Here is a 12,560-nt window from a genome sequence, read left to right on the forward strand (position 1 = left end):
GGACTGCCCGGACCCGCCGCACCCGTCTCCAGAAGATGCCGCGCAAACGCCCCCGTATAAAGCGACGTCGCACGCCCCTCCAGATCCTCAACAAGCCCACGTAGTCCACTCGTTCCGAATTTCATGCCGTACTACCGAATATGAAGGGAAAAATCATGCGGCCCGGCGCCAATCGGCCGACCAGCGCGAAAGACGGCCCTCGATCGCACCGCCATCCATCAGGACCCGGACCTCGATTGCCGACCTGGGCTCCACGATCTCCACGGGGATGACCGCCTCGAACGAGCCGACGCCCTGTGGGCAGACCCGAAGCCTGGCGAGCAGGTCCGACGAGTGAACCTCGATCGAAAACACCTGGCCATAGCAGTCCTCCTCGACGTCGAAAAGCAGCCTGACATCCCAGCAGCCAGCGGGAAGATGGAAATAGGGGCCATAGACGAGGCAGCGAGCGCCACCCGTAAGATCGATCGTCTCGTCTGTCAGACAATCCCCTGGCCGGTCGCCCGAAAAGAACGTCCAGGCCGGCCATGAAACGGATCGCGCAGGTTTTTCGGAGCGCCCCAGTTCCAGCGGCAGCAGGATCTTCTCGGCCGCCTCGCGCAGGGACGGATCGAGCTCGGCGCCATTTCCCAGCGGCGGCATATATCCCGCGATGATCGCCGCGGCCGCCTCTTCAAGCTTCGGCGGCGCCAGCGGCCTCGCCTCGCCCGACACCGCCAATCCGATATGCTGCAGGGCCGACGTCATCTGACCGACGGTGAGGCCAATGCCGTAGTGCTGGTCTATCCGCTGCAGGAGCCAGTCGATGCCGCCCGTCCCCCTGACGTCGTTCCGGCGCATGACGAGCGCGGCAGGCGCCGTGGCGAACGGTTCAAGGCAGGCAAGGCTTGCCGAGACCGCCCTGACCAGGGCGAGATCCTGCTGATCGGTGGACCGGGCGAGATAGGATACCGCGTCCACGGGGTTCTCGAGGAAAAGCAGGAACGGCACGTTCATCCGCATGATCAGTTCCGACAGCTTCGCCTCCGGAAACTGGGAAACGAGGAGCGCGTGCTTTTTCTCCCGGTTCTGGACGAACTGCCGGAGGTCCTCGATCGTATCTGCGGATATGACCGCATAGTCCCCAAAGACCTCGCGCGCCACCGCATGCAGCGCAGCGAACCCCCAGGACGACATCACCCCCGGCATGCCGAAACCGCAAAGAATGGTCATGATGAGACTCCCTGCGTCATGGTTTCAGAACGATCCCCGGAAAAGGGAATCATAGAGCGTTCCTACCCTCTTCTGATAGCGATCGACGGAGAAGCGGGCCGCCTGCGCCGGTCCAGCCCGGGATAGTTCGAGGCAGAGGTCGTCGTCGTTCGCGAGACTGTGGAGGGCTTTGCGCATGTCGTCCGTGCTGTATGGATCGATGAGCAGCGCCCCTTTGCCGGCTATTTCGGGAATCGACCCTTCCGTCGAACTGAGGACCGGGGTGCCGAGCTGCATCGATTCAAGGACGGGCAGGCCGAACCCCTCATAAAGAGAAGGGAAAACGACGGCTCGCGCCCCTCTTATGAGGCTTACGAGCATGGGGTAGGATACGAAATCGAACCGCTGGATACGGCGCTGCGGGATGATCCTGTCCCTCTCTCGCAGATAGAAGCGGAACCGCTCCTCCTCGATGAGCTGCTGGGTTTCAGCCCCCTTCCAGCCCGGCGCGCCGACGATGATAAGCGGCAGGTCCACCTTCGCCGACAGATAGGCGTCGACCAGGCGCGAGATATTCTTCTTCGGCTCGAACGCCCCGAAGAAGAGGAAATACTTCTTCCAGTCCAGCCGGAAGATACCGGCCAGTTCGTCCGCCACCATGTCTTCCGGTTTTTCACGCAGTGCCTGCGGCACATGAACGGCCTGGTAGATGTTGCTGACGCGCTTTTCCTCCACGCCGAGCACGTTGATGATGTCGGCACGGGAGGTCTCGGACACCGTCACGATGTGGTCGGCCTTCCGCACCAGCGCGCGCAACATCCTGTAATGATAACGCTTGTCGTCTTCCGTCAGGTAGGGCAGCCTCAGCGGAACGAGATCGTGGATCGTATAGATATTCAGCGCCTTCCTGGCCGCGAGCGGCATGGGATAGGTGCAGTGCAGAAGATCCGGCTGCTTTTCGAAGCTCATGGTGAGCCTGCCGCCGTAGCGCTTGAAGTGCCGGCGGGAAAGGCTGAAGAGATCGCTGGCGGCATAGAGGGATTCGGCATCGCCGATCTGCGCCTTGAGCGACTTCAGGATGACCGTTCCGTTCAGGGGGATGGGAACGGGCCTGATACCGAACGGAGCGGCGATGCGACGTCTCAGCCAGCGCTTTGTCATGGAGAGGGCGCTGCCCCCTTCCTGTTGCGCATTGTCGTCGAAGAGAACGATCTCCCGCAACATCGGGTCGCGCGGGATGTTGCTCTGGATGCCGTAGACGACGCCCGTATGATAACCGAGCGCACGAGCGGTCGTGAGCAGGCTCCGGGCATAGGTGGCGACGCCGGTTCCCTTCTTCAGCGACAGGTTGAGCCCATCGTACAGGATCGTCCGGGACATGGTGCTTGCTCCTAGGCTTGCTGGCTACCCGATACCGTCTCAGGCCGGCTCGTCACGGGAAAGGACCAGAAGGCAATCGTCATCGGCATATATGGACAGGAGATCGCTCCGCTGGACGGGAACGGCCTTGCCGCTGAAATCGAGACGCCGGAGCGTTCCGTAGACGGCCGTGAGCCGGTCGATGAAACCGCCCGGATCGGCATAACGCGCGGCGTTGAACTCGACGACGATGACGGGCTGGTGGCGGGTGATCGTTTCCTGCATTCCCTCGAATATGGCTTCTTCGGCACCCTCCGCATCGATCTTGATGAAGTCGATGCGCCGGGATGCGGAACCAAGCCTGTCGAGTGTCGTGACGGGAACCCTGACGATCTTTCCCTGCCCGGCATCGGCGGTGAAACCTTCGGGAACGATCAGTGCGTTCTTCGGCTCGCTATGCGGGACGTAAAGCGGCGCCCAGCCTTCCGCGGAACGGCCGAGGGCCGCCCGCTCGATCCGCGTCCGCCCCGAAAGCCCGTTGATCTCGATGCTGCGGCCCAGCATGTCCGCCGCATGGGGATTCGGCTCGACCGCGAAGAGTCGCCCCTCCTCCCCCGCGAGTTCGGCCAGAAGAACGGAATAGTATCCGAAATTCGCGCCGACATCGACGACGGTCATGCCGCGCTTCACATTGCGGGCGCAGAAGAGCGTCAGCCAGATCTCCCAGAAACCATCCAGCAGGATATGCGAGCCAAACCCCCTGTCGCGCGTGTCGATATAGAGCTTGTAGCGGCCGAGCACGCGGACCAGGGCCGTATGATCCCCGAGATAGGCGCTCGTCACACGCTGCAGGATGGCGGCCTCCGCCTGATACCGGTCGAAGGCCATGAGCTCGTGGAGATGAAGCAGGGTGGAAGAACTCACGTCAGACCTCCACCGCAATCGCCTGCCCCAGGCAGGCAGCAGGCCCGTGGTCATCTCTGTGTTCCCCCTTGGCTCCGCTGCATGCTTTGCCGTTCTCAATTGATGTTTTCCGCAACCTGGCCTCCATTCGCATCAATTCGCTGTTGCCGCGGCTATGCCGACAGATGTGGCGGAAAGCGCAGGTCCGCTGATCCCCTGGAACAGGGCAAGGAACTTCTGCAGATCGATTCCGGATGCATTGGAGACATAGACGATGTCGCGCGGCTGGATGTCGAAATCCTGCATTGCGAGCAATGTCGTCGCACTCTTCAGGTTGAAGCGGTAGACGACCGGCACCGGATCGGATCTTTGCAGAACCGGATTTCCGGGAGGCACGACACGGCTTGCGACGGCACGCGGCTCATAGCGAAGAAGGAATACGCCGGCCGCATCGGCGCGGTTGTCGAGCAATCCGCCGGCACGCGCCAGTGCATTGGCCATGGTGACACGCGTGGAGCTGAACTGCACCTCGGCGTTCTGGCCGGTTGCACCCAGGACCGTATAGGTCCTCGGTTCCTGGACGACCGTCACCACGTCGCCCGGACGCAGCCGGACGTTCTCGCGCGGATTGCGGACGATCGACGCGAAGGGGATGTCGAGCGTCGTCCCCCGCCGCGTCAGATATACGACGCTTTCGTTCACGCTCGCACGCAATCCTCCGGCTGCGGCAACCGCATCGAGCAGGCGATCCCCGGCCGGCGACAGCGACACGCGGGCACCGCCTGCGACCTCGCCCGTAACCGTGACCGTGTTGGCCGTGCTCTGCTGGACCGTCACCAGGGCCTGCGGCATCACCGCCTTGCCGGCCAGCGAGGAAACCACCGAGCGTTCGACTTCCGCAGGCGTCCGGCCGGCCACGACGACGCGGCCGACATAGGGCACCGCAATCGTCCTGTCGCTGTTGACGACCTGCTGCGGAATGGTGACGGAACCGCCGGATGCCTGCTGTTGCCCCGCCGTGGTGGCGGTCGCGCCGAAAAGCGTGCCGGGCGGCGCCTCCCAGAGGCTGACCGAAACCACGTCGCCCACCGCAATGCGAAGGCCCGGATCACGGGCGCCTTCGCCGAAATGAGCCGCAAGGCTCGGCTTCGGGCGCGCCACGTTCCTGACCTGCGCCTGCGACGTGACATCGACCATGGCGAAAGCCGGCGCCTTGCCGCCCGCACTGATTTTCGCTTCCTCCAGAACGACGGCGGTTTTCGGACCAGCCGCCGGCAACGCGCAACCTGTTAGAAGGGAGGCGACAATACACAAGACAACAAACAACAACTGCATCGCCTATCCTGATAGGTCACTGAGAAGAACTAAGCGGAAACGTCGGCCTGACCGTGTGTCAGGTTCCGACCTCATCCCGGTGTCCGCGCGCAAAACGGAGGTTGGACGAAGGGCTCAAGCCATATGCGCTTTTGTAGAGGACGGAGAATCGTCCGGGATTCGAGAACTGCAGGCTCATGGCCAGATCGGTTATGCTCTCCGCCTGGCCGCCCTTGATGGCGCCATGGGCCGCGGCGAGCCGGTAGTTGCACAATATGCCCATCGGCGTATCTCCGCGATAGATCCGGAACATCCTCTGCAACGCCCGGGAACTGCAGCCGGCCGCATTGGCCACGTCCTCCAGCATGACCGCATTGCGAAGATTGTCCCTCATGAAAGCCTCCGCCTTCAAAAGCTGCCGCGGCGCCTCCTTGAGCGCCGCCCGGCCGAAGGCGTCCGCCAGATTGTGCGGAAGCTTCGCAAACAGCTTGGCGAGGACGAGCTGCTTGTAGGCCTTCGCCAGCATCACCCTTTCGGCGGGACGGGCGAGCTTCAGGTCCTTCTCCGCCTGCCGGAGAGTCTGATAGAGGCCCTGGGCGTCGCCCTGACGGAAATTGATCGGCGGGAGGGCGAATTCCTGCACGTAAGGCGCACCCGTCAGCTCCTCGAAATGCTCACGCAGCATGGTCGTCGGTATCCGCAGCGAGAACCACGAACTCCGCGACTGGATGCTGATCCGGTTCCCGGCAGACTCATCGATGCTTGCGACCTGGTTTGCCGCCACACGCTGGACCTTGCGGGATCGCCTGCTCTGCACTTCGAGGCCACCCGCGAGCAGAAACATGATGCTGACACGAGGCACGTCGCGCTTGACGACCGCCTCGAGGCGAGCGGAGTGCTCGGCACTGACTATGGATGCCGCCTCGACAGGCTGCCGGTCCATCTTGAATGAGTAGTCCCCACTATCATCCTGGGGCACCGTCCATCTCCAGCCCGGCTCAAAGACCTCAAGATTACGAACAATCGCATCGCGCGAATACGCCTCAAAGCCGCTGACGCACTGTTCGGCAATTCTCCCCAATTGAACCATGTGCCATCCTGACTGAAATCTGACGTTGCAGCATCTTCATCGCCGCCAACAAATTTTCGAATAGGTCAGATACCGCCTATGCTGTCGCGGCCAAGTCATATGCGCAGCCTCCCCGACAACCTCATACGCAATATACCAAGTAGCTTAACTTCCATAATTTATTGCTGAATTAGCATGCGCGCTCTGCTTTGACAGTACAAATAATGACACCGTTATACAGATTGCATCCAAGTGGGTTTCCCCCAGCAACTACAATTTGTAATTAACAAAAGACAAATTCCGACATCCTTTCCCACATCCATGGGGAAAGAGTGATTTTCTTCTTTTGGTTGTATTTCCCGTGGGCGCCGAAGAGACAAATCCGGGATTGAAAGTTCTGTCGCCGGGTGCTGGACGATGAGAAACCGCCTGGCACACTCAAGAGGCGCGACGGAATACTGTATATCCATGCTTTTGAATTATAGCTCTACGCGTACACGAACACCCCATGCGTACGCACCGCAGTTAATCCCCTGTTCAGCGGCAATATAGACAAGGATCGCGTCTGGAGGCGCAAAACAGGATTGACCTTTTTTGGATCAATTAAACTTGCCGGATGGAGGGGCGAGGGAATGCTTACAATGTGGCGTAGATGCTGAAAGCTTGTTCAACATTATCGAACACACGGCCGCGACCGTTTCGCAGCACCAGCGCCGACGTGCAGAGATCGCCGATCACATTGAGATTGTGCCCCACGATGATCATCGAACGATCCTTTCGCTTGACGAAGAGCTCCTCGAACGACCGGACCTGGAACCGCCTGTCGCCGACGGCGATCACCTCATCGATGAGATAGCAGTCGAAATCGATGGCCAGCGACATGCCGAAGGCAAGCCGGGCGTGCATGCCGGACGAATAGGTCCTGATGGGCATGCGCAGATATCTGCCCAGTTCGCTGAAGGTCTCCACAGATTCGCGAACCTCTTCGAACGACTTGTCATAGATGCGGCACAGGAACCGCATGCAGTCGAAACCCGTCATCGACCCACTGAAACCGCCGCTCAGCGCGATCGGCCACGACATGGACATGGTCCGCACGATCTTGCCGGAGGTGGGCTCCTCGATGCCCGCCAGCAGGCGAACCAGCGTCGACTTGCCTGCACCATTGTGGCCGAGGACCGCGATTTTCTCGCCGCGCCCGACCTTGAAGCTGATCCCGTCCAGCACGCGCCGCATCCGCCCGTGAACCGGATACTCCTTGACGAGATTGGAGACGATGATGCCCCCTTCGGCTTCCAGCGCGCCGGACTTCGCGGCCGACACCGGAGCGGGCGGGAACTGGGCAAGGCTTGCGGGAATATCGTTCATTGGGATGCCGCGTGCTCCATAACCTGGGCTATCCAAAGACGCACGATCCAGTAGGCCGCTCCGCACATGGCGAGAAACATCAGGAACGACAGTATGCGCTTCGGATACAGCGGATGGTCGGGCAGGTTCGGATCGGCGATGCGTTCCAGGTAAAGCTGCTGGCGCTGGGCATCGATCTTGGCGTTTTCCAGCGAAGTCGTTGCGGATGTCAGCATCTTGGCCGCCATTTCCCGTTCCAGAAGCAGTTGTTCGTATTGGGCGATCCTTGGAGCCATGGAGCTGTCGCTCCCGACGATTCGGGACCGTTCATTGCCGATCTGCCTCTCCACGGCTTCGATCCGCGCCCGCAAGGCTTCTCTCTGCGGGCTGCGCGGCGCCTGCTCGTCGAGAGCCATCAGACGCGCCTTGTTGGCAGCCACCTCGTCGGAAAGCCGCGCGATCAGGTCGAGGGCCGTGGCCGACTGCTTGGTCGGGTCGACAAGCGCTTCCCGGTTCCGGAATTCCGTCAGGCGGCCCTGCAGAAGGGCAAGCTGTCCTTCGCTGTCCTTCATCTCGACCTGCGCATAGCCGATGGCATCCTGCCTTGCCCGGTCGTTGAGCCGGTTGATGAGTTCCTCGGCGTGCTGAAGGAGGGCCTGGGCCAGATCGCGCGCATCTTCCGCGCGGAAGGCCCGCACCTCCAACGTGCTTACGCCGCTGCCGCTGTCGGTCTGAACCTTCACGAAGCGCAGGTAGTGCCGGAAGAGATCCTCATTGTTCTCCTCGCCCCAGGGCAGCGGAAAACGCGTCAGGAAATCCGCTTCGGAGCGCGACAGGATGTCCTTCAGCGCGTTATGCTCCACCAGCTGGTCCACGGCCGCCCGCGACAACATGAACTCGCTGACGATATAGCTGTCGTCCTGCGCGCGGACGAAGCCTGTGCTTTGCAGCAAGCCGCTCAGCAATCCCGTCGCATTGCGATTGGGGCTCCGCACCACGAACTGCGTTTCGGAGACGTACTGGTCGGCGCTGATGAAGGCATAGTAGCCGCCTGCGGCCAGTCCCGGCAGCACGACCATCAACAACAGGAGGAGATTGCCGCGAAGCCATCGCAACGCCCGTCTCCATGAAGCAGCCTGCTCGCCCGGCGCCTTGTCCAGGGAACGCAAGCTTATCAGGGTGACGAAATCGGTGAATTCCCTGTTGTTCTCAATGCGGCTCATCAGAGGCTACCAGTACAATTGCGGTTTCCGCTCCCTATCTCGCCGCATCCCTGCGGAAATTTCCATTTCGGCATCGAGCCACGGATGTAAAACCTCGACCGAGAGAGGGCGAAACACAGCAAGATTTGCAATCGACAAAAGAAAGTCAAATATATTTTTCAAAAAACACAAACATATTCGAAAATTGTCGCAATATATACTTCAATGACGCTATCTGTATAGAAACAGACAAATATCGTCGCAATAAATGCAATTGGTGCAACCCCTGCTCTTTTGTTGCGGTTTCAGGGAACTCGGAATGTTCGAAGGTGTCTTGGACGGCGGCGACATGCTTGCCAACCCATATGAGCGCATGGCTTTCGCCGTGCGCGGCGGCCTTCAGTCATCCGGCAGCCGGATCATCATGTCGGGAAGGGCTGCGCTTATGCGGCGGATTCCGTTTGGCCCGTTTTCCCCCTGCACACGGGATGCGGAGCGCGGAAGGCCGCAATGAATGCAATCGTGATGGATATTTCCCGTCTCGTCGAACGGGAACATTATTCGACACCCACCGGCATCGACCGTTATGCGCTCCACTACGCGACCTGGCTGAACGAGCGGCGGAAGCGGGGAAACGGCTCGCAATTGCCGCAATCCTCCTGGTTCATCGAGACCGGCTACCGCGGAGCGGTCCCTGTGGGAACCAGCCGGGCCGACAGGCTGATCTCGGCCGTCAACCGCCGCTGGGCGACGACGGAGCTGTCGCCCTCGCAGGCGGCCCTCCTGGAGCAGATCTTCGCGGCCATCGACGGCAAGGCTGTCTGGCATGCGGCAAAAGAGGAAACGGCGAGCAGAATCTCGCTGAAGCGGTTGCGGCGGAGCGCGCGCCTGATTGCAGGCGGCCTCTTCGACCGGCTGAGCGTTCCCAGCAATGCTTCATTGATACACGTCTCTCACAGCCGTCTCGACAGGACGTCCGCTTTCTCCTGGCTCCGTGAGCGTGGCCGCAAGGGCATTTTCTACGTGCACGACCTCATTCCGCTGTCGCATCCGGAATACGTTCGGCCCCATGAACCCCGGCGTCATCGCAGCAGGATGGAAACGGTGCTCAACCATGCGGCGCTCATCCTGTGCAATTCACAGGTGACGGCGCGCGATCTCCATACGTTCGCGCAGGAGGAAAACCTGCGCCAGCCCTCCATCGCCGTCCTTCCTCCCGGTGTCGAGGAATGCTTCCTTGACGCCCCGCAGGACCTGCCAGGCCCGGAGACCCCCTATTTCGTGGTCGTCGGCACGATCGAGCCGCGCAAGAACCACCTGCTGCTGCTTCATCTGTGGCAATATCTGGCAGAGCGCGACGGCTCCCGGGCTCCGCGGCTCGTGATCGTCGGGAAAAGAGGCTGGGAGAACAGCCAGATTCTCGCGATGCTCGAACGCTGCCGCGCCCTGCCGGGCCTCGTCATCGAAGTTCCCGGACTTGGAGACGCTGCGCTGGCGCGGTTGCTTGGCGGCGCCGCCGCGCTGCTTTCCCCATCCTTCGTGGAAGGCTACGGCATGCCGGTCACGGAAGCGCTTGCCCTCAATACGCCGGTCATCGCCTCCAATATTCCGTCACATCGCGAAGCCGCCGGCAACGGAGCGATCCTTCTGGACCCCCTCGACGGGCGCAGCTGGCGTGAAGCGATCGATGCCGTCGCCGCCTCCCCCCGACGCCTCTCCGCAGCAGGCGTGATCCATCGCTGGGAGGCCCATTTCAACGATCTGGAAGCTCTGATCGAGAACGATGTCGCCGCCCGCCGTTATGCGGCCCAGCGGATGCCCCAGCGAGGCTTCGCAATACCGAACAATGCCATGTCTTGATCGCCGGCACGGCGAACTCCGTGCCGCATGCCAAAAACAATCTGCCGGAAGGTCTGAGGGATCAGCACAGTGACAAGCTATTACGACATTGAAAATTGCTACAAATTCATTCTGGGCCGTTCGCTGAACAAGAACGAAAAGGAAGCCATCGGCCGCAATCTCCTGCAACTTGCAGATATTCCACTGGATGAACATCGCAGACGCTTCCTCTCCTCGGCGGAATTCCACCAGCGCCACGGCGATCTTCTCTTCAACAACTTCGTGCCGAAACCGATCGTGGTTCTTTTTGAAACCAGGAACAATTTCAAGCTGTATCTCGATCTCCGGCAGTACCACATCTCCTTCGGCATCATGAGCGGCGAATACGAGAAGTTCGACGTCGACCTCATCAGATCGGTTGTGCCGGATGACGGCCATTTCATCGATGTCGGCGGCAATGTCGGCTATTATTCGCTCTCCGTTGCCGCCCGTCCTTCCTTCCGCGGCAAGGTCCTGGCATTCGAACCCCTGCCGAAGCTCCACAGCCTTTTCGAGCGTTCGATCGCGGAGAACGGTTTCGGCGACCGGATCGAGGTCCGCCGGCTGGCGCTCGCCGACGCGTCGGGCCGGATGCAGCTCAGCAATGCCGAGGAAAGCATCAATGCCGGCGCGACAAGGCTGATCGCCACAGCCGCCGACGATCATGCCGAGCGGGTGACGGAGGTGGAAACCCTCGACCGCGTCATCGGCGATCTGCGTCCGGATGCATTGAAGGTGGATATCCAGGGCGCCGAAGGACTTTTCCTGGATGGAGCCGCCCGGACCCTCGCCAGGCACAGACCGACGCTGTTGATGGAGATCAACCGCAACATGCTCAACGTCCTGTCGAAGACAACGCCCGGGACCATCCATCGGAAGCTGCAGGGATTGGGCTATAGCGTCTGGAACTGTGCCAACCGCAGCCTGAAACCCGTGGCGACGGCCGAAGCGCTGGACGCCGACTTTCCCGGCGGGGCGGTCGCGAACATTCTGGCTGTCCACAGGGATCGCATGAGGCAGGTAAACGAACGTTTCAGGCCTCTCGGCATCGAGCTGGAGCGCCCGCGCGGCAAGCCGGTCCGCCTCAAGGAAACGACGAACTGAACCGGCCATCCTGCACCGGACCGCTCACGGATCAGAGGATCATTGATTTGAACGCAATCGTCGGAAAGAACGGGTCAAAAGCATGAGCATTGTCGCCTATTACGGTTCATGTCCCAGCGAAGAATTCGTGAAATATGCCTTCCCCGAAAGCAAGCCGGCTTTCTTCTGCTACGGGATAAACGTCGCAAGCTTCATGGACGACAGCAATGTCGCGCTTGAAGGAATAGACGAATGGCCCGAGCGGATCAGAAAGAAATTGCTGTTCGAGGCCAAGCGCGGTTTTCGCGAGCGGCTCAAGGCCGCCAATCCGGATACGCTCGTCATCGACTTCACCCGTGCCTCGCGCGCCTCCTTGATGCGCTACAAGGGCAGTCTGCTGACAGTGCCATACGAACTGCTGGAATCGAACGCAGCGATACAGCGCGACGCATTCGGCCTCTTTGAGATCATACCTTTCGGCAATCAGGAATTCTGGAAGCTCGTCATCGGTCCGCTGGCGAAATTCTGCAGCTTCCTGTCGCGTGAAATGCCGAAAACGGAGGTGATCTTCCTCGATGTCCCTCCCACGTCCGAATACGAGGGAATCCTCATCAACAAGAACGATTACATGATGGACTTCTGCCGCTGGCAGATGCGCTACCCCATCTGCCGCATGCTGATCGATTTCTGCCTGCCACGCATCGAAAACAGCCGGGTTCTGATGCCTCTCGTTACGCCCTATTCGGACGATTCGTCAGCCTATGGCCCCGCTCCGATGCACTACTCACCAAAGGTCTGGCAGGAGACGGCCAGGCTTTTCCATGCCAACGGAGGTTTCAGGAAACTGCCCCGCTCCGGCGATCCGGTCGCGACGCTCAGCCATTATTCCGGCCTCATGGATGCCTTTACCGGAGCGGCCTCGTCCTCCGATCCGAACCTGCGACGTTTCGGCCTCGACATCCTGCACGGCGCCCTGCCCTTCCTGTTTGCGAAGCTCAAGGGGCCTGCCGACCGTTATTTCCGCGATCCGGTCGACTCACAGGATGTCGTCGCAGCCTTCCGATGGATACTGGGGCGGGAACCGGAATCGGCGATGACTTTCCTGAACCACTACGCCATGGCCGATCGCAGGGAATTGCGCAATACGCTGCTGCGCTCCACCGAGTTCCAGAACCAGGTCAAGCATTATGTGCGGCAACCCTAGTTCAAGCGGA

General features: G+C 60.7%; 10 protein-coding genes. 3 read left to right on the forward strand and 7 right to left on the reverse strand.

Going from position 1 to position 12,560, the window contains the following annotated elements; genetic code table 11:
• Window positions 1–153: 153 nt before the first annotated feature.
• From ACFFP0_RS05405 to ACFFP0_RS05435, 7 genes are all read right to left on the reverse strand, one after another.
• A complete protein-coding gene (locus tag ACFFP0_RS05405; RefSeq protein WP_377257399.1) occupies window positions 154–1,212 on the reverse strand; it encodes a hypothetical protein in 1,059 nt (352 codons plus the stop codon).
• Window positions 1,213–1,236: 24 nt separating this feature from the next.
• Window positions 1,237–2,571, reverse strand: coding sequence for a glycosyltransferase family 4 protein (locus ACFFP0_RS05410; protein ID WP_377257401.1), 1,335 nt, complete (start codon window positions 2,569–2,571; stop codon window positions 1,237–1,239).
• Between the two features lie 39 nt (window positions 2,572–2,610).
• Complete coding sequence (locus ACFFP0_RS05415; RefSeq protein WP_377257403.1) at window positions 2,611–3,474, reverse strand: FkbM family methyltransferase; 864 nt, start codon at window positions 3,472–3,474, stop codon at window positions 2,611–2,613.
• A 132-nt stretch (window positions 3,475–3,606) separates the two neighbouring features.
• Window positions 3,607–4,731, reverse strand: a complete 1,125-nt coding sequence (locus ACFFP0_RS05420; protein WP_377257405.1) for a polysaccharide biosynthesis/export family protein — start codon at window positions 4,729–4,731, stop codon at window positions 3,607–3,609.
• 115 nt (window positions 4,732–4,846) lie between these two features.
• The gene (locus tag ACFFP0_RS05425; protein WP_377257407.1) at window positions 4,847–5,746 is read right to left on the reverse strand and encodes a helix-turn-helix transcriptional regulator; all 900 of its coding nucleotides are present in this window, start codon (window positions 5,744–5,746) and stop codon (window positions 4,847–4,849) included.
• 726 nt (window positions 5,747–6,472) lie between these two features.
• Window positions 6,473–7,204 (reverse strand): ABC transporter ATP-binding protein, encoded by a 732-nt coding sequence (locus ACFFP0_RS05430; protein ID WP_377257409.1) that lies wholly within the window; start codon window positions 7,202–7,204, stop codon window positions 6,473–6,475.
• The gene (locus ACFFP0_RS05435; RefSeq protein WP_377257411.1) at window positions 7,201–8,406 is read right to left on the reverse strand and encodes a KpsE/RkpR family capsule polysaccharide export protein; all 1,206 of its coding nucleotides are present in this window, start codon (window positions 8,404–8,406) and stop codon (window positions 7,201–7,203) included. The genes ACFFP0_RS05430 and ACFFP0_RS05435 overlap by 4 nt, the downstream gene beginning before the upstream one ends.
• A gap of 489 nt (window positions 8,407–8,895) precedes the next feature.
• Between ACFFP0_RS05435 and ACFFP0_RS05440 the strand changes: the two genes are divergently transcribed.
• From ACFFP0_RS05440 to ACFFP0_RS05450, 3 genes are all read left to right on the forward strand, one after another.
• A complete protein-coding gene (locus ACFFP0_RS05440; RefSeq protein ID WP_377257413.1) occupies window positions 8,896–10,245 on the forward strand; it encodes a glycosyltransferase family 4 protein in 1,350 nt (449 codons plus the stop codon).
• Between the two features lie 69 nt (window positions 10,246–10,314).
• Window positions 10,315–11,367 carry an FkbM family methyltransferase gene (locus ACFFP0_RS05445; RefSeq protein WP_377257415.1) on the forward strand — a complete coding sequence of 351 codons (1,053 nt, stop codon included), beginning with the start codon at window positions 10,315–10,317 and terminating at the stop codon, window positions 11,365–11,367.
• 82 nt (window positions 11,368–11,449) lie between these two features.
• Window positions 11,450–12,550 carry a DUF6270 domain-containing protein gene (locus tag ACFFP0_RS05450; protein ID WP_377257417.1) on the forward strand — a complete coding sequence of 367 codons (1,101 nt, stop codon included), beginning with the start codon at window positions 11,450–11,452 and terminating at the stop codon, window positions 12,548–12,550.
• Window positions 12,551–12,560: the final 10 nt, after the last annotated feature.

It is taken from the genome of Neorhizobium puerariae (genome assembly GCF_042429745.1).
GTDB classification, from domain to species: Bacteria; Pseudomonadota; Alphaproteobacteria; order Rhizobiales; family Rhizobiaceae; genus Neorhizobium; species Neorhizobium puerariae.

What these genes read in the sequence shown, in the direction of transcription:
- ACFFP0_RS05430 (WP_377257409.1), bottom strand. Translation starts at nt 7,204, where the DNA reads ATGAACGATATTCCCGCAAGCCTTGCCCAGTTCCCGCCCGCTCCGGTG.
- ACFFP0_RS05410 (WP_377257401.1), bottom strand. Translation starts at nt 2,571, where the DNA reads ATGTCCCGGACGATCCTGTACGATGGGCTCAACCTGTCGCTGAAGAAG.
- ACFFP0_RS05450 (WP_377257417.1), top strand. Translation starts at nt 11,450, where the DNA reads ATGAGCATTGTCGCCTATTACGGTTCATGTCCCAGCGAAGAATTCGTG.
- ACFFP0_RS05440 (WP_377257413.1), top strand. Translation starts at nt 8,896, where the DNA reads ATGAATGCAATCGTGATGGATATTTCCCGTCTCGTCGAACGGGAACAT.
- ACFFP0_RS05405 (WP_377257399.1), bottom strand. Translation starts at nt 1,212, where the DNA reads ATGACCATTCTTTGCGGTTTCGGCATGCCGGGGGTGATGTCGTCCTGG.
- ACFFP0_RS05435 (WP_377257411.1), bottom strand. Translation starts at nt 8,406, where the DNA reads ATGAGCCGCATTGAGAACAACAGGGAATTCACCGATTTCGTCACCCTG.